At 68.7% G+C, this 19,807-nt stretch carries 18 protein-coding genes; 8 read left to right on the top strand and 10 right to left on the bottom strand.

All coding sequences use genetic code 11. The annotated features are described in order from the left end of the window. Window positions 1–39: 39 nt before the first annotated feature. The gene (locus tag ACZ5Z0_RS10055; RefSeq protein ID WP_138767987.1) at window positions 40–471 is read left to right on the top strand and encodes a universal stress protein; all 432 of its coding nucleotides are present in this window, start codon (window positions 40–42) and stop codon (window positions 469–471) included. 30 nt (window positions 472–501) lie between these two features. On the opposite strand, the gene ACZ5Z0_RS10050 is transcribed toward ACZ5Z0_RS10055, so the two are convergent. Then, window positions 502–2,103, bottom strand: coding sequence for an AMP-binding protein (locus ACZ5Z0_RS10050; protein WP_464108289.1), 1,602 nt, complete (start codon window positions 2,101–2,103; stop codon window positions 502–504). Window positions 2,104–2,583: 480 nt separating this feature from the next. On the opposite strand from ACZ5Z0_RS10050, the gene ACZ5Z0_RS10045 reads away from it, so the two are divergent. Continuing rightward, window positions 2,584–4,410: a multicopper oxidase family protein gene (locus tag ACZ5Z0_RS10045; protein WP_464108288.1), complete on the top strand. Its 1,827-nt coding sequence runs from the start codon at window positions 2,584–2,586 to the stop codon at window positions 4,408–4,410. A 57-nt stretch (window positions 4,411–4,467) separates the two neighbouring features. On the opposite strand, the gene ACZ5Z0_RS10040 is transcribed toward ACZ5Z0_RS10045, so the two are convergent. The 4 genes from ACZ5Z0_RS10040 to ACZ5Z0_RS10025 form a co-directional block, all read right to left on the bottom strand. Beyond that, the gene (locus ACZ5Z0_RS10040) at window positions 4,468–5,979 is read right to left on the bottom strand and encodes a dihydrolipoamide acetyltransferase family protein (RefSeq protein ID WP_464108287.1); all 1,512 of its coding nucleotides are present in this window, start codon (window positions 5,977–5,979) and stop codon (window positions 4,468–4,470) included. 11 nt (window positions 5,980–5,990) lie between these two features. Continuing rightward, window positions 5,991–6,971 carry an alpha-ketoacid dehydrogenase subunit beta gene (locus ACZ5Z0_RS10035; RefSeq protein ID WP_464108286.1) on the bottom strand — a complete coding sequence of 327 codons (981 nt, stop codon included), beginning with the start codon at window positions 6,969–6,971 and terminating at the stop codon, window positions 5,991–5,993. Then, window positions 6,968–8,218: a pyruvate dehydrogenase (acetyl-transferring) E1 component subunit alpha gene (pdhA, locus tag ACZ5Z0_RS10030; RefSeq protein WP_464108285.1), complete on the bottom strand. Its 1,251-nt coding sequence runs from the start codon at window positions 8,216–8,218 to the stop codon at window positions 6,968–6,970. The genes ACZ5Z0_RS10035 and pdhA overlap by 4 nt, the downstream gene beginning before the upstream one ends. A gap of 147 nt (window positions 8,219–8,365) precedes the next feature. After that, a complete protein-coding gene (locus tag ACZ5Z0_RS10025; protein WP_464108284.1) occupies window positions 8,366–9,484 on the bottom strand; it encodes a histidinol-phosphate transaminase in 1,119 nt (372 codons plus the stop codon). Between the two features lie 59 nt (window positions 9,485–9,543). Here ACZ5Z0_RS10025 and ACZ5Z0_RS10020 point away from each other — a divergent pair, with 59 nt between their 5' ends. Further along, the gene (locus ACZ5Z0_RS10020; RefSeq protein WP_464108283.1) at window positions 9,544–9,972 is read left to right on the top strand and encodes a phage holin family protein; all 429 of its coding nucleotides are present in this window, start codon (window positions 9,544–9,546) and stop codon (window positions 9,970–9,972) included. Between the two features lie 9 nt (window positions 9,973–9,981). Here the strand turns inward: ACZ5Z0_RS10020 and ACZ5Z0_RS10015 are convergent, their stop codons facing one another. Together ACZ5Z0_RS10015 and ACZ5Z0_RS10010 are read right to left on the bottom strand one after the other, a co-directional pair. Next, window positions 9,982–11,454: a hypothetical protein gene (locus ACZ5Z0_RS10015; protein WP_464108282.1), complete on the bottom strand. Its 1,473-nt coding sequence runs from the start codon at window positions 11,452–11,454 to the stop codon at window positions 9,982–9,984. Beyond that, entirely contained in the window at window positions 11,454–11,750 is a 297-nt protein-coding gene (locus ACZ5Z0_RS10010; protein WP_464108281.1) for a hypothetical protein, read from the bottom strand. The genes ACZ5Z0_RS10015 and ACZ5Z0_RS10010 overlap by 1 nt, the downstream gene beginning before the upstream one ends. Before the next feature lie 171 nt (window positions 11,751–11,921). Between ACZ5Z0_RS10010 and purB the strand changes: the two genes are divergently transcribed. The 5 genes from purB (at window position 11,922) to ACZ5Z0_RS09985 (ending at window position 17,008) form a co-directional block, all read left to right on the top strand. After that, the gene (gene purB, locus ACZ5Z0_RS10005; protein ID WP_464108280.1) at window positions 11,922–13,364 is read left to right on the top strand and encodes an adenylosuccinate lyase; all 1,443 of its coding nucleotides are present in this window, start codon (window positions 11,922–11,924) and stop codon (window positions 13,362–13,364) included. Window positions 13,365–13,473: 109 nt separating this feature from the next. After that, entirely contained in the window at window positions 13,474–14,352 is an 879-nt protein-coding gene (locus tag ACZ5Z0_RS10000) for an endonuclease/exonuclease/phosphatase family protein (protein ID WP_464108279.1), read from the top strand. Between the two features lie 40 nt (window positions 14,353–14,392). Then, window positions 14,393–15,061, top strand: coding sequence for a histidine phosphatase family protein (locus ACZ5Z0_RS09995; RefSeq protein WP_464108278.1), 669 nt, complete (start codon window positions 14,393–14,395; stop codon window positions 15,059–15,061). A gap of 173 nt (window positions 15,062–15,234) precedes the next feature. Beyond that, a complete protein-coding gene (locus ACZ5Z0_RS09990) occupies window positions 15,235–15,738 on the top strand; it encodes a GNAT family N-acetyltransferase (RefSeq protein ID WP_464108277.1) in 504 nt (167 codons plus the stop codon). A gap of 94 nt (window positions 15,739–15,832) precedes the next feature. After that, the gene (locus ACZ5Z0_RS09985) at window positions 15,833–17,008 is read left to right on the top strand and encodes an alkaline phosphatase family protein (RefSeq protein ID WP_464108276.1); all 1,176 of its coding nucleotides are present in this window, start codon (window positions 15,833–15,835) and stop codon (window positions 17,006–17,008) included. Between the two features lie 216 nt (window positions 17,009–17,224). Here ACZ5Z0_RS09985 and ACZ5Z0_RS09980 read toward each other — a convergent pair whose 3' ends face one another. The 3 genes from ACZ5Z0_RS09980 to ACZ5Z0_RS09970 all read right to left on the bottom strand — a co-directional run bounded on the left by ACZ5Z0_RS09980 (window position 17,225) and on the right by ACZ5Z0_RS09970 (window position 19,788). Next, window positions 17,225–17,617: a nuclear transport factor 2 family protein gene (locus ACZ5Z0_RS09980; RefSeq protein WP_464108275.1), complete on the bottom strand. Its 393-nt coding sequence runs from the start codon at window positions 17,615–17,617 to the stop codon at window positions 17,225–17,227. Window positions 17,618–17,724: 107 nt separating this feature from the next. Next, window positions 17,725–18,915 (bottom strand): 4-hydroxybenzoate 3-monooxygenase, encoded by a 1,191-nt coding sequence (locus ACZ5Z0_RS09975; protein ID WP_464108274.1) that lies wholly within the window; start codon window positions 18,913–18,915, stop codon window positions 17,725–17,727. A gap of 93 nt (window positions 18,916–19,008) precedes the next feature. Beyond that, window positions 19,009–19,788 (bottom strand): IclR family transcriptional regulator, encoded by a 780-nt coding sequence (locus ACZ5Z0_RS09970; RefSeq protein ID WP_464108273.1) that lies wholly within the window; start codon window positions 19,786–19,788, stop codon window positions 19,009–19,011. Between the last annotated feature and the right edge of the window lie 19 nt (window positions 19,789–19,807).

Genomic DNA, 19,807 nt, shown 5'->3' with positions numbered 1-19,807 from the left:
GCTGTGGCCCGATCCGTGCTTGACCAGAGGAGTTCCCCCATGACCGGAATTATCGTTGTTGGCGTCGATGGCAGTGAAACTGCCCTCAAGGCCGCGCACACGGCCCGGGACCTGGCGGTCTCCCTGGGAGCCACCCTGCACGTGGTCAGCGCGTTCGACAGCGACCGGACCGAGGTGTTCAGCAGCGGCAGCGACCGGTGGATTGTTTCCGACGCCGACGACGCCGAGAAGGTCGCCAAGTCCGTTGCGGAGGGCCTGCGCACGGCCGAGGTCAATGTCACCTACGCCGCGGCCCGGGGCAAGCCCGCGGAAGCGCTGATCCACGAGGCCGAGCGCTCCGGTGCGCAGATGATCGTGGTCGGCAACCGCCGTATGCGCGGCCTCGGCCGCGTCCTGGGGAGCGTTGCGAACAGTGTGGCCCACAACGCCCCCTGCGACGTTTACATCGCCAAGACCGACTCCTCCGACTAGGGCTGGCCGGCTAGGGGCTGGGCAGTACAGCTAGGGCTGCGGCGCCGGCTCCGCGGTCTTCAGCATCCGGCGCAGGATCTTGCCGGAGGAGGACTTCGGCACTGCATCGATGAACTCGACGCGCCGGATCTTCTTGAACGGTGCCACCCTGGCGGCCACGAAGTCCTGCACGGCGGCCTCGTCCAGCGCCTCGCCGTCAGCGCCGGGCTGGCGCACGACGAAGGCCATCGGCACCTCCTGGCCGTCGGCGTCGGCGGTTCCGATCACTGCCGCGTCGGCGATGCCGGGGTGGGTGAGCAGCAGCGCCTCGAGCTCGGCCGGTGCGATCTGGTAGCCCTTGTACTTGATCAGTTCCTTGAGCCGGTCCACGACCGACACCACCCCGTCCGCCCGCACCGTGGCGATGTCGCCGGTGTGCAGGAAACCGTCTGCATCCAGGGTGTCCGCCGTTTCCTCGGGCCGGTTCAAATAGCCGAGCATGACGTTGGGCCCGCGGCAGAGCAGGTGCCCCGGGGCGCTGGTTCCCTCGGCGGGGACCTCGATCTCCTCCCCCGTGGCCGGGTCGAGCAGCCTGCACTCCATGTTGGGGACCGTGTAGCCCACCGAGCTGACCGGCACGTCCGTCGCATCGACCGGAATAAGGTGCGAGACGGGGCTCATTTCAGTCATGCCGTAGCCCTGGAGCACCCTGCAGCCGAGCCGCTCGCCCAGCCTCGCCCCGAGTGCGCCGTCCAGGGGCGCCGCCCCGGAGAGGGTGGTGTGGACGGAGCTGAGGTCGTAGTCCGCGACCATGGGGTGCTTGGACAGCGCCACGGCCACCGGAGGTGCGATGAAGAGGTAGCTGCACTTGTGGTCCTGGACGATCCGCAGGAACTCCGCGAGGTCGAACTTGGGGATGGTGACCAGGCGGGCCCGTTCCCGGAGGGCGAGGTTCAGCAGCACGGTCAGTCCGTAGATGTGGAAGAACGGCAACAGGGCCAGCAGCCGGTCTTCCGGCCGGACCTTGAGCAGCCCGCGCGACTGTTCCACGTTCGCCACGAGGTTCCGGTGGCTGAGCATCACGCCCTTGGGCCGGCCGGTGGTGCCCGAGGAGTAGGGCAGCACGGCGATGTGGGTGGCGGGATCGAAGCTGATCTCCGGGGCCGGCGCGCCGGACGTGAGCAGCTCCGTCAGCGAGGGGTGGCCCTCGGCGCCGTCGAGCACCACCAGCCGCTCCGCCGGGATCCCGACGCGGGCGGCCGCCTCCTGGGCGGCGGGCAGCAGGGCAGAAATCGTAAACAGCCAGCTGGCTCCGGCGTCGGTGAGCTGCTTTTCGATCTCGTCCGCCGTGTACAGCGAATTGATCGGCGTGACGGTGGCGCCGGCCCGGAGCAGGCCGTGGAAGACGACGGTGAACGCCGGGATGTTCGGGCACAAGATGGCGGCGACCCCATGGACTCCCAGCCGCTGGGCGGCGACGGAGCCGGCGAGGGCGTTGATCCGGTCGCGCAGCTCGCGGTAGCTCGTTTCCGCGCCGCTGGTCCCGTCGACGACGGCGATCCGGTCCAGGTCGTCCTCAGTCAGAGAGCCGAAGAGGTATTCGTAGAGGCTGACGTCGGGGATATCAACAGCGGGGAACGGGCTCGAGAACACGCAAAATCTCCTTTGATCGGCGTCCGCCGAGGCGACGGCTGGTGCCACTCTAATGCCGCCGCGCGGGCCAGGGACAGGAATCCCAAAGATTTGATCGGCGCTATTTTCCAAGGTCGTCCCCATCGGCTGGTGCGGGGCGCCGGAGCGGGGGCGTCGTCCTCTCCAACCTTTTCCGTAGGTCCGCCCGCTAAGTTCACGCCAGATGGAAATTTCTCATCTTTGGATGCTCGCCGATGTGGCGGCCCGACTACGCTGTCGGCGGCAGGTCGGGGCGGTTTCGGCCGGCGGGCTGGCTGAAGGGAACCGCGATGGACCGGCGAATGTTTCTGAAATTCACCTCCACCGGCGCCTTGGGGATGTTCATGCCCATTCCGTTCGGCATGCCCCAACTGGTTCGGACGGTTGCCATTCCGGGCGGGACGCTGACGCCCCCACAGATTTCCAAGTACATGACGCCGCTAGCAGATCCTGCCCGCCGGCATGCCGGCCACGACAGTGTGGGGGTACGGCCCTGCGACTACAGAGGACCCCAGGGCGCCGAAGATCTTCAATGCCCCCTCCCTGACCATAGAGGCCGGCTGGAAGCGGCCTGTCCGGGTCAAATGGATCAACGATCTGACGGACAAGCGGGGCAATTTTCTGCCGCATTTGCTGCCGGTCGACCCGACCCTGCACTGGGCCAACCCGGGCGGCGGCACGGCCGGGCGTGACACGCGGCCCATCTTTCCATCCACCCCGTCCCGCTACCAGGGGCCGGTGCCTCTCGTCACGCACGTGCACGGCTCTATTGGCGTCGGGGATGAGAGTGACGGCTACGCCGAGGCTTGGTTCCTGCCCAAAGCCCGCAACATCCCGGCGGGTTTCGCTACCAAGGGCACCTGGTATGAGTTCTTCGCAAACAAGGCCGCTGCGTCGTTCGGGGCGAAATGGGGCCAGGGCTTCGCTACTTTCCAATATCCCAACACCGAGGCAGGGACTAAGTGGTACCACGACCACACTGTCGGCATGACGCGCCTGAATGTCTATGCCGGACCCGCCGGGTTCTACATCGTACGCGGCGGGCCCCAGGGCGATGAGGCCGTCCGTGACACCCGCACCGGGCGCCGGGCACACCTTCCCAGGACGGCGTCGGGCGAGGGCGACAACCAGGGCGAGTATGACGAGCGGGGTCGGAACCGGAACCGGGGGACCTTCGAGATACCCATCGTGATCCAGGACCGGTCCTTCAACACCGACGGCGCGCTCTTCTACCCCGACAGCAGGACATTCTTCGACGGGAATACCGGACCGTTCATTCCCGGCAGCGACCTGTCCCCGATCTGGAACCCGGAGTTCTTCGGCAACACGCTCATGGTGAACGGCAACACCTGGCCCTACCTGGACGTGGAGCAGCGGCGATACCGGGTGCGCTTCCTCAACGGCTGCCAGGCCAGGTTCCTCATCCTCGACATCACCGCCATCCCGGGGGCTGAACTCTGGCAGATCGGCAACGAAGGCGGCTTCCTCGACCACCCGGTCAACCTCACCGCGGGAAACGCAGGGCGGCTGCTGATAGGCCCGGCCGAGCGCGCGGACATGATCGTCGACTTCACCAACGTCGCCCCCGGCAACTACGTCCTCAAGAACGTCGGACCGGACGAGCCGTTCAGCGGGGGCCAGCCCGGCGTCGACTTCGACGCCGCGGACCCTGACGGAACGGGGCAGGTGCTGCAATTCAGGGTGGGCCGCAGGAACGGCGACGACGAGTCCACACCGCCGCGCTTCCTGCGTCTGCCCGCACACGAAGCGTTGCCGGCAGCTACCGTGACCCGTCCACTGGCTCTGTTGGAGGACGAATCGACTACGTTCCCCGGCGTCCCGGCCGAGGTGCTGCTCGGCACGGTGACCGGTAATCCCAACGCGGCACCGGGCGTGTGGCTGAAGCGCCCGTGGAGCGATGAGGTCACCGAGAACCCCGCCGTCGGGACCACCGAGGTGTGGGAGTTCTATAACGCAACTAGCGATGCCCACCCGGTCCACGTCCATGCAGTCGCGTTCGAGGTGGTGAACCGGCAGCGTATCACCATCAACGACAGCACCCAGGAAGTTCAGCTGGCTCCTGCCTCGGTCCCGACCCCGCCGGAACCCTGGGAAACCGGTGTCAAGGACACTGTTGTCGCCTACCCGCAACAGGTAACCCGCATCAAGGCCACGTTCGCCCCGGCCGGCCAGTACGTGTGGCACTGCCACATCCTCGAACATGAAGACAACGAGATGATGCGCCCCTACCGGATCGGACCCAAGCAGCCGGGCCAACCAACGGGTTGATGCGGGCTGGCGCCGGCTGCCGTGGGAGCGCCAGCGACTCGGCCGGCCCGGCAGACCTCAATCCAGAAGCAGGGCCGGTTCCTCCAGGATCGCCGCGACGTCGGCCATAAACCGGGCCGAGAGGTCCCCGTCCACCACGCGGTGGTCGAAGGATCCGCCGAGGGTCGTGATCCAGCGCGGGATCACCTCGCCGTCGAGCACCCACGGCTTCTGCTTGATCGTCCCGAAAGCCACGATCGCCACCTCGCCCGGGTTGATGATCGGCGTTCCGGTGTCGATGCCCAGGGCGCCGATGTTGGTGACCGTGAGGGTGCCGCCCTGCATCTGCGCCGGCTGGGTCTTGCCCGCCCGCGCCGTGGTGGCCAGATCGTTGAGCGCCAGGGCGAGTTCCTTGAGCGAGAGGTCCTGGGCGTTTTTGATGTTCGGCACCATCAGCCCGCGCGGGGTCGCGGCGGCGATGCCAAGGTTCATGAAGTGCTTGACATGGATCTCGGCTGAGTCGCTGCCGTCTTCGGCATCCACCCAGCTCGCGTTGACGCTGGGGTTGCGCGCCGCGGCCCAGATGACCGCCTTGGCGAGAATCAGCAGCGGCGAGACCTTGATGCCCTCGAAGTCGCGGGAAACCTTGAGCCGCTTGACGAACTCCATGGTGCGGCTGGCATCGACGTCCACGAAGATGGACACGTGCGGGGCCGCGAACGCGGACTCCACCATGGCCCGGGCGGTGGCCTTGCGGACGCCCTTGACCGGGATGCGTTCGATCCGCTGCTCCTGGGGCCGGCCGGTCTTGCCCCAGAATGAATCCGCCTGGTCCACCTCGGCGTCGCGCTGCGCCTGGTAGCTCACCAGGTCCTCCCGGGTCACCTCGCCGCGTGCGCCGGTGGGCACGACGTCGGCCAGGTCGATGCCGAGGTCCCGGGCAATCTTCCGGACCGGGGGTTTGGCCAGGACGCGGCTGACGAGGCCTGTGATGGCGCCGCCCAGAGTGGGCCGCTGGTCGACGGCTACGGCTGCTGCCGGGGCCGGACGTTCGGCGCCGGCGACGGCTTCCGGGCTGATCCAGATGTCATGCGCCTCGACGGGTTCGACGGCGGGGGCCTGGGCGGCGGCGGCCGGAACCGGCGGTGCGGAGATCCGGCGCCGGCGTTTGACGGCGTCGGCCTTTGGGCCGGAACCGACCAGCGGACCGCCGGCCGGAGGGCCGCCGGCCTCGGAGGTGTCCGGCTCCAGCTTCCCGTACATCGGCGCCTCGTCCGGGGTTGCAGCGGCGGGAGCCTGCACGGCAGGCGCGGCCGCCGGTTTAGCGGCGGAGGCGGGCTCGGCGGTCGCCGCGTCGGACACGCTGATGATCGGCGTCCCGACGTCGACCGTCATGCCCTCGGGGACCAGCAGCTCGGTGACGGTCCCGGCGTACGGGGAGGGGAGTTCCACGAGGGATTTGGCGGTCTCGATTTCGCAGAGCACGTCGTTGACGGCCACGGTGTCGCCGGCCTTGACCTTCCAGGACACGATCTCGGCCTCGGTCAGGCCCTCGCCCACGTCGGGAAGGTTGAACTTGTTCACGGTCATGGAGATCCCCGTCAGTAGGCGAGGGCGCGTTCCAGCGCCTCAAGGATGCGGTCGATGTCCGGCAGGTAGTCTTCCTCCACCTTGGCCACCGGGTAGGGCATGTGGAAGCCGCCGACGCGGATGACCGGGGCCTCGAGCGAGTGGAAGGCCCGCTCGCTGACGCGGGCGGCGATCTCGCCGCCGATGCCGCCGAAGGTCGGTGCCTCGTGCGCCACGATCAGCCGGCCGGTTTTGCGGACCGAGGCCGTGACGGTGTCGAAGTCGATCGGCGAGATGGAGCGCAGGTCGATCACTTCCACGCTGTGGCCGTCCTCGGCGGCGGCGGAAGCGGCGGCGAGTGCCACGGGAACCAGCGGGCCGTAGGCCACGACTGTGGCGTCGGTACCTACGCGCAGCACGTGGGCCTGGAACGGGTCCGCGGACTGGCCCGGGGAGTCGGTGTCGACCTCGCCCTTGAGCCAGTAGCGGCGCTTCGGTTCGAAGACGATCACCGGGTCTAGGCAGTCGACTGCCTGCTGGATCATCCAGTAGGCGTCGTGCGGGTTGGACGGGGTGATGATCCTCAGCCCGGCGGTGTGGGCGAACAGCGCTTCCGGGGACTCGGAGTGGTGCTCGATCGAGCCGATCCCGCCGCCGTAGGGGATCCGGATGACGACCGGGACGGTGAGGTTGCCGTTGCTGCGCGAATGCATCTTGGCCAACTGCGTGGTGATCTGGTTGAAGCCCGGAAAGACGAAGCCGTCGAACTGGATCTCGCAGACCGGCAGGTAGCCGCTCAGCGCCAGGCCGATCGCGGTGCCGATGATGCCGGACTCGGCCAGCGGGGTGTCCACGACGCGGTCGGCGCCGAACTCGCCGATCAAGCCGTCGGTGACGCGGTAGACGCCGCCCAGCGGGCCGATGTCCTCGCCCATCAGCAGGGTGCGCGGGTTGCTGGCCAGGGTCGCGCGCAGGCCCTCGTTGATGGCCTTGGCAATGGTCATGGTGGTCATCTGTTGGCCGCCTCCGTGTCGGCCGGCTCCGCCTCGTCGGCAAAGCCGGCGCTGTATTCCTCGAACCACGCCAGTTCTTCGGCCACCAGGGGATGCGCCTCGGCGTAGGTGTTGGCGAACGCCGTGCGGATGTCCGGGGTTTCCAGGTCGTGCGTGGTCTTGCGGACATAGGCGGCGAGCTCGTCGCCGTCGGCCTTGACCTGTTCGAAGAAGGTGTCGTCGGCAAGGCCTTCGGCACGGAGGTACTTCTCGAGCCGCTCCAGCGGGTCTTTCGCCCGCCACTGCGCCTCCTCCTCGGAGCCGCGGTACTTCGTGGGGTCGTCCGCAGTGGTGTGCGCGCCGACGCGGTAGGTGAAGGCCTCGATCAGGACCGGGCTCTTGCCTTGGCGGGCACGTTCCAGGGCCCACTCCGTGACGGCGTGGACCGCGATCACGTCATTGCCGTCCACCCGGATCCCGGGGAAACCGTAGCCCTTGGCTCGGTTGGAGAGCGGGATGCGGGTCTGCACGGTGGTGGGCACGGAGATGGCCCAGTGGTTGTTCTGGCAGAAGAACACCACGGGGGCGTTGTAGGAGGACGCGAACACCATGGACTCGTGGACGTCACCCTCGGAGCTGGCGCCGTCGCCGAAGTAGACCATGACGGCGGCCTTGGGCTTCTGCGCCCCGGCCTCAGGCTTCCCGGCTGCCGACGCGGCGGCGGCGAGCTTCTGGTCCCGCTGGATGCCCATGGCGTAGCCGACGGCGTGCGGGGTCTGTGCGGCGAGGACCAGGGTGTACAGGTGGAAGTTGGTGTCCTTGGGATTCCAGCCGCCGTTGGACACGCCGCGGAACTGGCGGAGCAGTTCGGCCAGATCCACATTGCGGGTCAGCGCGACGCCGTGCTCCCGGTAGGTGGGAAAGATGTAGTCCTGCGGCTGGCTCGCCCGGCCGGAACCGATTTGCGCCGCTTCCTGGCCGGTGAGCGGGACCCACAGGGCCAGCTGGCCCTGGCGCTGCAGCGCGGTTGCCTCCACGTCGAAGCGGCGGATTTTGGCCATGTCGGTGTAAAAGCTGCGGAGTTTTTCCGCGTCGAGCCGGGCCGCGTACTCGGAGAACACCGGGTCGGTGCCCAGGGTGCCGTCCGGGCCCAGCAGTTGGACCATGGGGACAGCGGGGTCGCCCAACACGGCTTCGGCCTGCGCCTCACGCCGGTCGTCCACGTCGGTTCCATCGAACTCGGTAGAGGGCAGATGTGTGGCGCCCATACCGTCTCCTTGCCTGCCGCATCCGAATGCGCCGCAATCGCTGGGATACATGCCGGACCGGGAATACATTCCTGGTCCGGCATATATTTGGCTAACTCGTCCCCTACTTTATCCGCAGCGGGCTCCCTGCGGGCTTCATGTTAAGCGCTAGGAACGCTGCGGGGCTTTTGTATAGATCGCACACAATTCGAGGAACCGTGTGTTGGCCTCCGGCTCGCCGATGCTTACCCGCACCCCCTCGGTGCCGAAGGCCCGGACAGACAGTGCCCGTTCGCCCGCCAGCGCGGCGAATTCCGCGCTGTTGGCGCCGAGATTCAGCCAGACGAAGTTGCCCTGCGCGTCCGGCACAAACCAGCCGAGCTCGCGCAGTCCGGCCGTCACGCGGTCCCGTTCGTCGACCAGGCTTTGTACCCTTTCTACAACCTCGCCGAAGTGCTGGAGCGAGGTGACCGCTGCCGCCTCGGCGATCTGGGAAACCGCGAACGGCGTGGCCGTGACGCGCAGGTGCTGCGTGAGCTCCGGCTGGGACACGCTGTAGCCCACCCGCAGTCCGGCCAGCCCGTGCGCTTTCGAGAAGGTCCGCAGCACCACGACGTTGGGATACTTGCGGTACATCTCGATGCCGTCCACCGCGTCCTCGGCCCGGACGAACTCCTGGTACGCCTCGTCAATGACCACCACGACGTCCGACGGGACCCTCTTGAGGAAGCGCTCAGTTTCCTCGGTGGTGAGGATGGGGCCGGTGGGGTTGTTGGGGGTGCAGAGCAGGATCATCCGCGTGCGCGCCGTCACCGCGGCGGCCATCGCGTCGAGGTCGTGCCGGCCCTCGGCCGTCAGCGGGATCTGCACGCTGTCCGCGCCGGCGAGGCCCACGCTGATGGGATAGGCCTCAAAGGAGCGCCACGCGTAGATGACTTCGTCGGCCTTGCCGTCGTCGTTCTGCCCGGCGAAGGTGGCCAGCAACTGGTTGAGGGCTCCGAGGCTGCCGGCGCCGGTGACGATGTCCTCGGCCGGGACGTCCAGGAACCCGGCGAGCTCCCCGCGCAGTTTGCTGCTCAGCGGGTCCGGGTAGCGGTTGAAGTCGGTCTGCGCCGCGATGGCCTGCTGCACTGCAGGGATCGGGGGCAGGGGGTTCTCGTTGGAGGACAGCTTGTAGCTCACGAGCCCCTCGACCGGGACCGGCGGCTTGCCGGCCGCGTAGCGGGGAAGGAGGTCTACCACCGGCCGCGGGCGGATCCCGCCGGCCTGGTTGTCTGATGAAGTCATGCCACCTAGCCTACTTCGCCCTCCTGCCGGGTGGCCCGGTGGTGTGACAGCATGGGGCCATGCGCTCACTCTTCGTGCGGGTCATCGTCAATGCACTGGCCCTGTGGATCGCCAGCTGGATCCTTCCCGGGCTCGATATCTCCACCTCGGCCACCACCGGGGCCGTGGCCAACAGCGGCGTCACGCAGGGCACGGACAAGATCGGGATCATCCTGGCCTACCTGTTCATCGGCCTGATCTTCGGCCTTGTCAACGCCCTCGTCAAGCCGCTGGTCAGCCTGCTGTCGCTGCCGATCACCATCCTCACGCTGGGGCTGTTCACGATCGTCATCAACGCGGCCATGCTGTACCTCACCTCGTGGCTGAGTTCTTACACGCCGGTGCATTTCACCATCGACTCCTTCTTCTGGACCGCGGTGCTCGCGGCCATCATCATCACCGTGGTGTCCCTGGTAGCCGGCCGGCTCCCGGGCGGCCGCCGGCGCTGACCGGCCGCACTAACCGGCCACGCCCAGTGGTACCGGCGTCGCGGCCGGCACCGTTCGCGGCACGGCGGGCCTGGCCGACGGCGGCACGGGCACCCTGGGCTCCGGGCCGGGGGCCGTGGGCACCCCCGGCGCAGGCAGCGCCTCGCGCCGCAGGGAGAACCTGGTCACCGTTGCGCTGCCGCCCGCCCCGACCACCGCGGCCAAGGCCGCGGTGGAGGCCAGCAGCGAGGGATCCCGGCTCGCCGAGACCGCTTCCGCCCCGGCCGCGTAGTTCTCCAAGTTGTGGCCCGGGCCGAGGCCGAAGTCCTGTGGCGGCGGCAGGGTCAGGTTGTTCGTCAGCGTGACAGTCACCCGGTCCCTGGTGTCGGCATTGGCCAGCCCGTCTGCCCCAGGCACCCAGTCATGCTGGTGTTCCAGGTGCAGGCTGCCGATCCCGGGCGCTGGGCTGATGCCACCGACCGGGGAACCCGCGGTCAGCACGAACTTGAGGTCGAATTCCGCCAGGAACGCCTTGTCCGTGCTCAGGTTCATGGCATGGATACCGCCCTGGCTGTAGCCCACAACGGCGAGTTGCTCCCCCGCTTCCGCGCCGGCCTCCCGCAATGCCAGCCCGACGGCCGCATTGGTGGCCGCCGAGTCGTAGCCAAGCGCCTCGGCGATGCCGGCCACGTCGAAGGGGTTCGTGCCCTCGGGCAGGCCGCCGAGCTGCGTTCCCGGGATGATGACCACCCAGGCTCGGCGGTCGCCGCCGTCGACCCGGATCACCTCGATGTCGCCACTGTTCCGGCCCACCGCCTCCGCACGCCGCAGCAGACCGGCCGGCGAGACATCAACGTCCGCAATGGCCGTTTGGCTGCCCACGACCCTGACCGGCCGCGGCTTCAGGAATCCCAGCCCCGGCGCCGTCGTCAGTTCCCGCACCGCACGGCGGACATCGGTGGGCCCGCTGAGCGCCCCGACGGCGCCGGCGAGCGGGACGGGCAGTCCCAGCAGCAGGGCGAGGCCGCGGGGAGCCGAGGCCACCCCGTGTTCGACCTGGTCGCGCACGCCGGGGAGCTCGAACGGCCCCTGGGCGGAGCCGTACTCCGGGCCGCTGAGTCCCACCCTGAGCAACAGCGCGTTGCGGGCTTCGGTGAACTCGTACTCCCGGTGGCTGGCCCGCACCTGGGCTGCGATGTGTTCGAGTTCTGCCCGGACCCGGCCGACGTCCCGGCCGGCCTCGCCCACCGAGATAATGGCGTCGCTGCCGCTGCGGTAGGAATCCGTCTGGTACTCGAAGAGCGACCGCCTGATGCCGTCGGCCTCCCCTTCCACGGCGTACAGCTGCCGCACCACCGCGTCCAGGGCAGCCGCGCCGGCCAGCAGCTCCTCGAACTGGAAGCTCAGTCCGCCCACCCCGCCGCGGATGCGCAGCATCCCGTCCGGAGGAGGCGGCGAAGGGCGCGGAACCTCTCCGGAGCCGGCCGGGGTGAACTCCGTCATCAGTAGCCCGGGCGCCCCGAAGAGAGCGTCACATGCTGGGCGTGCCGCAGGACCGCCGTAGCCGCGCCCTGCAACCCGTCCCGGGCGCGCCGCAGGGACGCGGCCTGCAGCGACAGTGTTGTGCGGTAGGCGCGGCCCGCCGGGGACTGCCAGGCCTGGAGTTCCAGCCGGCCCAGACTGGCAAGAACCGCGCCGGCCTGCTCCGCGCAGGACGCCACCCTGGCAGCCAGCTGCTGGACCTCGTAGCTGCGTGAGGCACAGGCCGTCGCATCGGCTGCTGTCAACGTGCCGCTCATGACCGGGACTCCCTTCCTTTTCACTTCAGTTCCGGGTTCGAGGCTAGGGACCCGCGGCCCGCGCCGGAAGCGGCCGCGGCGGCTATGTGGACAAGCACCCGGCCCGCAGGCGGAATGTCATACGCAACCGCCCGCTTAAGGGCCGGCGGCACTTCGTGAAAGAATCGGACCATGCCTGAAACTGCCGCCACAGCCGAGACCCGCACGCCGTCCGGACGCCTGGCCCTCGCCGCTTCCGACCACCAGATCGCGCTCGGCCCGCTCGACGGCCGCTACCAGTCGGCCGTCGCGCCGCTGGTGGACTATCTCTCCGAGGCTGCCCTCAACCGCGACCGGGTCGCCGTCGAGGTTGAATGGCTCATCCACCTGACCAGCAACAATGTGTTGCCCGGCGCGGGCCCGCTGAGCTCAGAGCAGCAGGCGAAGCTACGTGCGATTGTGACCGAATTCGACGCCGCGTCGGTCGCCGAGCTGGCCGACATCGAGGCCGTCACAGTGCATGACGTCAAGGCCGTGGAGTACTACATTGGCCGGCGCCTGCCCGGGATCGGCATCGGGCACCTGACCGCCATGGTGCACTTCGGCTGCACCTCCGAGGACATCAACAACCTCTCCTACGCGCTTGGTGTCAAGGGCGCCGTGGAGGACGTCTGGCTGCCCGCCGCCCGCAAGCTCGTCGCCCAGATCAGCGCGATGGCCGAGGCCAACCGCGCGGTGCCGATGCTCTCCCGCACCCACGGCCAGCCCGCCACCCCCACCACGCTGGGCAAGGAACTCGCCGTGATCGCGCACCGGCTGACGCGCCAGCTGGACCGCATCGCCCGGACCGAGTACCTCGGCAAGATCAACGGGGCCACCGGCACCTACGCGGCGCACGTCGCCTCCGTGCCGGGCGCCGACTGGGAGCAGGTCGCCCGCAGCTTCGTCGAGGGCCTGGGCCTGGACTGGAACCCGCTGACCACGCAGATCGAAAGCCACGATTGGCAGGCGGAGCTGTACGCCGACGTCGCACGCTTCAACCGGATCCTGCACAACGTCTGCACGGACATCTGGAGCTACATCTCGATCGGCTACTTCGCGCAGATCCCGGTGGCCGGCGCCACGGGGTCCTCCACCATGCCGCACAAAGTCAACCCGATCCGCTTCGAAAACGCCGAGGCGAACCTGGAGATCTCCTCAGGGCTGCTGGACGTGCTGGGCTCCACCCTGGTCACCTCCCGCTGGCAGCGCGACCTCACCGATTCCTCCTCGCAGCGCAACATCGGAGTGGCGTTCGGCCACTCCCTGCTGGCCATCTCCAACGTTGCCAAGGGCCTGGACCGCCTGGACGTCGCGGAGGACGTGCTGGCGCGGGATCTGGACACCAACTGGGAGGTCCTTGGCGAGGCAATCCAGATGGTGATGCGCGCCGAGGCTATCGCCGGCGTCGCGGGCATGGAAAACCCGTACGAACGGCTCAAGGACCTGACCCGCGGCCAGCGCGTCGACGCCGCCCGGATGCAGGAATTCGTCCAGGGCCTTGGCCTGTCCGCGGACGCCGAGGCCCGGCTGCTGGCCCTCACCCCCGGCAAGTACACCGGCATCGCGGACAAGCTGGTCGACCACCTGGCCTAGCCGGGCTTGCCCCGAATTAACCTTCCGGCAGGCCGTCGTTTACGCGGCCGTCGAGGACTGGCCAGCTTCCAGGCGGAAGCTGGGGTTGTTACCGACACGAGGAGACCCCTTGCCGAGCGACACTGAGTCGACAGCACGGACTGTTCTGACCGAACCCGACGCCGACCCCGGCCCGGCGGGAGCCGGCGCCGACCCGGCCGCCCTGAGCCTGATGAGCTTCAACATCCGCTGCGACATCCCGGCGACCCTGCCGGGACAGGCCGACTACTGGCCCGAGCGGGTTCCGGCGCTGCAGGCCGTCCTGGCCGAGGAACTCCCGGAAGTGCTGGGGATCCAGGAAGGGCTGGAGCACCAGCTGGCCGTGATCGAGGATGCCCTTCCGGAGCATTACCGGATGATCGGCCACGGCCGCGAGGGCGGCAGCCGGGGCGAGCACTCCTGCATCTTCTACGACTCCCGCCGCCTGCGGCTGCACGAGTGGGACCAGTTCTGGCTCTCGGATACGCCCACGGTGCCCGGCTCGGCGACCTGGGGTAACGACGTCACACGGATCGCCACGTGGGGCCGGTTCGAAGACAACTGCACCGGGCGTGAGCTGATGGTGGTCAACACACATTTCGACCACGAGTCAGAGAACGCCCAGTTGCGCAGCGCTGAGGCCATCATCGAGCATGCCACCCGCGAGCCGGGGTTGCCGACCGTCCTGATGGGGGACTTCAACGCCGACGCCGGCTCCTCCGGGGCGTACAGCACCCTGGTGGGTAGCGGCGCCTTCCGGGATTCCTGGACCGCCGCGCAGCAACGGCTGACCCCCGAGTACGGCACGTTTCCGAACTACAAGGACCCCGTCATCGGCGAAAGCCGCATCGACTGGATCGCGGTGACGCCGGATATCCAGGTTGCCGAGGCAGCGGTCAACACCTTCCGCCTGGACGACCGCTACCCCAGCGACCACGCGCCGATCCAGGCCACGGTCCGGATCCAGTAACCCGGCGCGGCCGGTAAAGGCAGCCGGTAAAATCGCTGCCATGAGGCTTCTGCTGATCCGCCACGGGCAGACCCCGGGCAATGTCCTGGGCCAGCTGGACACCGCCCATCCGGGACCCGGCCTGACCGAGCTCGGCGAGCGCCAGGCGGCCGCCCTTGCCCGTTCCTTGGTGAACGAGCGGATCGAACTGCTTTACGCGTCCACCCTGGTCCGCACCCAGCTCACGGCCACGCCGCTTGCCAGCAGCCGGGGCCTGGAGATCGCAGTGCTTGCCGGGCTGCGGGAAATCGAGGCCGGAGCCCTGGAAAAGCTCACGGACCGCGAATCCCACCTGCGCTACCTGGGCACCGTGTTTGCCTGGACCGCGGGTGAACTGGACCGGCGAATGCCCTCCGGCCCCAGCGGCCACGACTTCTTCGAACGCTTCGACGACTCGATCGCCAGGATCGCCGCCGCCTCCACCGGCGGGGACGAGTCCAGCGTCGCCGTGGTCAGCCATGGCGCGGCGATCCGGGTCTGGACCGGGCTGCGTGCCGCCAATGTCGAGGCGGAGTTCGCGGCCCGCCACGTGCTCGCCAACACCGGCATCGTGGCTCTCGAAGGCGATCCCGACGCCGGCTGGCGCCTGATCCACTGGGACGGCAGTCCGGTGGGCGGACTTGCCCTCGCGGATCCGACGGCGGAAGACCCCACCGGCCGCCCGGCCTGACGTGCCGTTTCGACGTTTGCGTGCCGGAGGGGTGCCTGCGAACGTCGAGTGGGCGCGGAACCGTCGAAACGGCGGGCCGCCGAGTTCTCGAAGCCCTTACACGGCGGAAACACCGCCGAAACCGCCCCTCCCTAGCCTTGGTCTGCATAACCCTTCGGCGAATCGAGGCAGCGATGCAGACCAACCCGCGGCTCCACATCCGGCAGGTCCCCTGGGCCAACCCCGTGGGCGCCGACCTGCGGGCCGCCCAGCAGGCGGAACTGGACGCCCGCTTCGGCCATAGCGACCACGAGCCCGGACCGCCGCCGTCGGAGGCCGACACGGCGGTTTTCCTGGTGGCCCACGACAAGGCGTCCGGCCAGCCGGTGGGCTGCGGGGGGCTGCGGCTGCTGGACGACCACTCCGCGGAGATCAAACGGCTGTATGTGCTGCCGTACACCCGCGGCTCGGGGGTGGCCAGCTCCATCCTGGCGGCGCTGGAAGGACATGCCCATGCCCTCGGCATCACCACCCTGACTGCGGAGGCGGGGTCGGTGCAGGCCGACGGACGGCACTTCTACGAGAGTTCAGGCTTCACTGCCGTGCCCAACTTTGGACCCTACGTCGGGGTGGAACACTCGTACTGCTACGCCAAGGCGATCAACTCGCACTCTGCCGCATGGACGGCAATGGTGTGAACTCCCTGTGAATACCCGCCGGAAGCTGTCGCCGGGGGCCGCGAAGGGGTTTGCTTAAGACACGGACCACCGCGTCAAGAGAAAGCCGGAACGCATGAGCCGGAACCATGCCCTCCCCGCCCGCCGGATGACCGGCCTCCTGCTTGCCGGCGCGCTGATTACCGCGGCCGCGGCCTGTACCCCGGCCCCGCAGCCACCCGGCCCCACCGGCAGCGGCTCTCCCACGACGACGGCGACGGCACCGCCGCCCCCGACGTCCTCCGGGCCACCGTCGTCCTCCGCGCCTGCCTCCGGCGGGCCGCAGGCGGCCGGCAAGCCCGGCCACGTCTTCGTCATCAACCTCGAAAACAAGGGCTATGACAAGGTTTGGGGGTCCGGCTCCGCGGCCCCGTACCTCTCCCGGACCCTGCGCGCCCAGGGCGTGCTGCTCTCCGCGTATTACGGCATCGCCCACAACTCCAACCCCAACTACCTGGCCCAAATTTCGGGGCAGGGAGCGAACCCGATGACCCGCGCGGACTGCCCGACGTATGCCCCCTTCACCCAGACCGGAACGGCCGCCCCGGGGCAGGTGCAGGGCACCGGCTGCGTCTATCCCGAGTCCGTTCCCACCGTCGCCGGCCAGCTCAGTGCGGCCGGAAAGACCTGGAAGGGCTACATGGAGGACATGGGGACCCCCTGCCAGCATCCCGAACCCGGGGCCAAGGACGACCACCAGGGCGCCAAGCAGGGCGACCAGTATGCCACCCGGCACAACCCCTTCGTCTACTTCACCGCGATCACTTCCTCCCCGGACTGTGCGCGCAACGTCGTGGACTTCTCGGCCCTGGCCGGGGACCTGCAGTCGATCGCCACGACCCCGAACCTCGCCTACATCTCGCCCAACCTCTGCCATGACGGCCACGACAATCCTTGCGTCGACGGCAGCCCGGGTGGGCTGGCCGCGAGCGACAGCTGGCTTCGGGAGCAGGTCCCGGCCATCCTCGACTCCCCCGCTTTCAAGCAGGACGGCGTGCTGGTCATCACCTTCGACGAGACCGAAGGCCAGACGACCGGGTCTGCCGCGATTCCGGGGGGCGCCGCCGGCGGCCGCGTCGGCGCCCTGGTGCTCTCGCCCTTTACCCACGGCGGCACGTCATCGGACACGCCCTACAACCACTTCAGCCTGCTGGCCAGCATCGAGGACATCTTCTCGCTGCCACGGCTCGGGTACGCCGGGGCGCCGGGACTCAAGAGCTTCGGCGCGGACGTGTTCAACGCCCGCTCCTGACGCTGCCGGGCTGGGGACCCTGGTCCGCCAGGTTCGACGCCGACGGGCGGCGCCGGGTGTTCACGGCGCGTTAAGACCGCCGGCGCCTGCCGTTACCGCGCGCAGGCCAGCCCGGCGACGGTCCCCGTGGACGACGCGCGGAAAGATCCCGCGCCCGTTCCGTAACCGCCGCGCAGCTAGGGCTGGCCGGGGAGCAAGTCAGGCTGTCGGCGCGGGCTAGACCCAGAAGTCGTCCGCCCTGGCAGTGTCCTCGAAATACTCCCTGCCCTCGGCGATCTTTCCGTCACGGACCACAAACGTGATGACGGTGGACACGTCCAGGGTCTTGCCGTTGTTGGTGGCGTGTGTTTGCTGGATCGCGACTGTGTGGTCCTCGCCGCCGACGATGTCCTGGACCCTGGCCTGGAAGTCACCCCGGGTGCGTGCTCCCAGTTCCCCGAAGTAGGCCAGGACGGCCTCGCGGCCCTGTTTCGTTCCCGAGAGCACGCCGCTGCCGGCCACGTGCCAGACTGCGTCCTCCGCGAACAGCTCGTTGAGGGTCGCCATATCCCCGGTGTTGAAGGCTTCGTACCCCCGCCGGACCAGCTCAATATTTTCTGCGGTTCCCATGATCGGACACCTCTCCGTCGTCCTTGTCGGGTCATGCTGGGACGGTTAAAGGCTAGTCCTGGCCGGGGGTGCTGTCGACGGAATTGTGCCCCCTCCCGGGGCCGTTCCTAGCGCGCTGACGGCCAGCCCGTGTAGGCCTCCGCGAGGTAGGCGCGGCCGTACCGCGACGACACGACGGAACTGAGCTCGCCGAGCTGGCGGGCGCGGGCGAAGTCGTCGGCGTCGGTCGGGGTGTGGAGCATGGACGTCATCCAGTAGGAGAAATGCTGCGCCTTCCAGACCCGGTCCAGGGCGCGGTCGCTGTACACATCCAGGAGCTTGGTGGAGCCGGTCTTGTAGAAGCTGTCGAGGCCCTCAAAAAGCACCTTGACGTCGTGCAGCGCGAGGTTCAGGCCCTTGGCGCCGGTCGGCGGGACGGTGTGGGCGGCGTCGCCGGCGAGAAAGAGCTTGCCGTGGCGCATCGGGGCGTGCACGAAGCTGCGGAACTTCAGGACGGTTTTGTCGATGACCGGACCCTCCTTGAGTTCGAAGCCGTTGCCGTTGACCCGGCTGCGGAAGGCGTCCCAGATCCGGTCTTCGCTCCAGTCGTTGACGTCCTCATTCGGGTCGCACTGGAAGTACATCCGCTGGACCGTCTCGGTCCGCTGGCTGATCAGGGCGAAGCCGTTCTCGGAGTTGGCGTAGATCAGTTCGTCGGAGCTGCGCGGCGCTTCGGCCAGGATCCCGAACCAGGCGAAGGGGTACTCGTGGAAGTACCACTTGCGCTGGGCCTCCGGGATCTGGAAGCGGCTGTGGCTGCGCGAACCGTCCGCGCCGGCGATGAAGTCGGCCTGCAGCTCCCATTCGACTCCCTCGGCATCGGTGAACCAGACCTTTGGCTCGCCCTCAAGGTCGTAGATGGTGGTGTCGGTGACGCTGTAGCGGACATCGCCGCCGTCCGCCCGGCGCCGTGCGGCGAGGTCGAGGAAAACGTCGGTCTGGGGGTAGAGCCAGACCGACTCGCCGACGAGGTCCTGGAAGTCGATCCGGTGGCTTTCCCCGTTGAAGCGCAGTTCGATGCCGTCGTGCCGGTCCCCGTCACGCAGGACGCGGTCCGAAACATCGCTGTCCACGAGCAGGTTCACGGAGCCGTGTTCCAGGATGCCCGCCCGGACGGTTTCGGAGATTTCCTTGTGGCTGCGGATCTCGATCACGGTGGATTCGATGCCCTCTTTGGCCAGCAGGTGCGAGAGCATCAGCCCTGCCGGGCCGGCGCCCATTATCGCGACCTGGGTGGTGATGACTTTGCGGTTTGCCATGGTGTCCTCGCTTCGTTGCGGGGCCGGGACTGCTGGGCGTCCGGGGCCGGTGGATTCTCTGGCTACAGTGTGCGCCCGCCGGGGTGATCCGCGTTACAGGTCTTCCATTGAACGGAATTCAGCGGCGGTGCGGGTGTCTCCGAGCCGGCGGCCGATCCCCCGCGCAGCTGTCTGCAGCGCCGGCACCAGCGCCTGCAGCCGCACCTCCCGCAGCGGAACCACGACGCCGAGTGCCGCCACCGTGCGCTTCTTGGCGTCCAGTACGGGGACGGCGATCCCCCAGGTATCCGGGTCCACCACCCCTGCCAGCTCTGCAAAACCCTGGCCGGCCGACTCGGCGAGGAGCGCCCGGACATCGCCGGCGCGGAGCCTCCCCGAGGGGTCGGTGAACTGGCGCAGGTACGCGGCCTGCACCGCCGCCGGCTGGTGGGACATCAGGGCCAGCCCGGCCGAGGACAGGTGCACGGGCATCCGGCCAGCGATCTGGGCGCGGTTCGCAACGGAGCCGCGGCGGGACAGCCGCTCCACGAACAGGGCCTCCCAGCCGTCCAGCACTGCCAGGTTCACATTCTGGTTGAGCACCTGCTGGATGTCCTCCATAAAGGGCATCGCCGCCTGCCGCAGGGCCAGCGTGGGGGAATTCCGGTTCACCAGTTCCCACAGCCGCAGCCCCAGCCGGACCGATCCGCCGCTACCCAGCTCCACCAGACCGTGTCCGGCCAGCTGCCGGACCAGCCGGTGCGCCGTCGTCAGCGGCAGGCCGGCCCGGTCCGCGAGGTCGGAGAGCTGCAGGGACGCCGACCCTTCGGGGAACGCCTCGATCAGACGCACCACCCGGTCGACCACCGAATCCCCGGTGCGGGAGTTAGCCATCCGCCCTGCTTCCCGAATT

The organism is Arthrobacter sp. T2-23, assembly GCF_055398325.1.
The sequence above is the reverse complement of the archived record's forward strand: the minus strand, read 5'-3'. Positions and strand labels throughout refer to the sequence as shown.

Bases quoted from the DNA above. Each gene is read 5' to 3' on its own strand.
- ACZ5Z0_RS10055 (WP_138767987.1), top strand. From the start codon at position 40: ATGACCGGAATTATCGTTGTTGGCGTCGATGGCAGTGAAACTGCCCTC.
- ACZ5Z0_RS10045 (WP_464108288.1), top strand. From the start codon at position 2,584: ATGCCGGCCACGACAGTGTGGGGGTACGGCCCTGCGACTACAGAGGAC.
- ACZ5Z0_RS10040 (WP_464108287.1), bottom strand. From the start codon at position 5,979: ATGACCGTGAACAAGTTCAACCTTCCCGACGTGGGCGAGGGCCTGACC.
- ACZ5Z0_RS10035 (WP_464108286.1), bottom strand. From the start codon at position 6,971: ATGACCACCATGACCATTGCCAAGGCCATCAACGAGGGCCTGCGCGCG.
- pdhA (WP_464108285.1), bottom strand. From the start codon at position 8,218: ATGGGCGCCACACATCTGCCCTCTACCGAGTTCGATGGAACCGACGTG.
- ACZ5Z0_RS10025 (WP_464108284.1), bottom strand. From the start codon at position 9,484: ATGACTTCATCAGACAACCAGGCCGGCGGGATCCGCCCGCGGCCGGTG.
- ACZ5Z0_RS10020 (WP_464108283.1), top strand. From the start codon at position 9,544: ATGCGCTCACTCTTCGTGCGGGTCATCGTCAATGCACTGGCCCTGTGG.
- ACZ5Z0_RS10015 (WP_464108282.1), bottom strand. From the start codon at position 11,454: ATGACGGAGTTCACCCCGGCCGGCTCCGGAGAGGTTCCGCGCCCTTCG.
- ACZ5Z0_RS10010 (WP_464108281.1), bottom strand. From the start codon at position 11,750: ATGAGCGGCACGTTGACAGCAGCCGATGCGACGGCCTGTGCCTCACGC.
- purB (WP_464108280.1), top strand. From the start codon at position 11,922: ATGCCTGAAACTGCCGCCACAGCCGAGACCCGCACGCCGTCCGGACGC.
- ACZ5Z0_RS09995 (WP_464108278.1), top strand. From the start codon at position 14,393: ATGAGGCTTCTGCTGATCCGCCACGGGCAGACCCCGGGCAATGTCCTG.
- ACZ5Z0_RS09990 (WP_464108277.1), top strand. From the start codon at position 15,235: ATGCAGACCAACCCGCGGCTCCACATCCGGCAGGTCCCCTGGGCCAAC.
- ACZ5Z0_RS09985 (WP_464108276.1), top strand. From the start codon at position 15,833: ATGAGCCGGAACCATGCCCTCCCCGCCCGCCGGATGACCGGCCTCCTG.
- ACZ5Z0_RS09980 (WP_464108275.1), bottom strand. From the start codon at position 17,617: ATGGGAACCGCAGAAAATATTGAGCTGGTCCGGCGGGGGTACGAAGCC.
- ACZ5Z0_RS09975 (WP_464108274.1), bottom strand. From the start codon at position 18,915: ATGGCAAACCGCAAAGTCATCACCACCCAGGTCGCGATAATGGGCGCC.
- ACZ5Z0_RS09970 (WP_464108273.1), bottom strand. From the start codon at position 19,788: ATGGCTAACTCCCGCACCGGGGATTCGGTGGTCGACCGGGTGGTGCGT.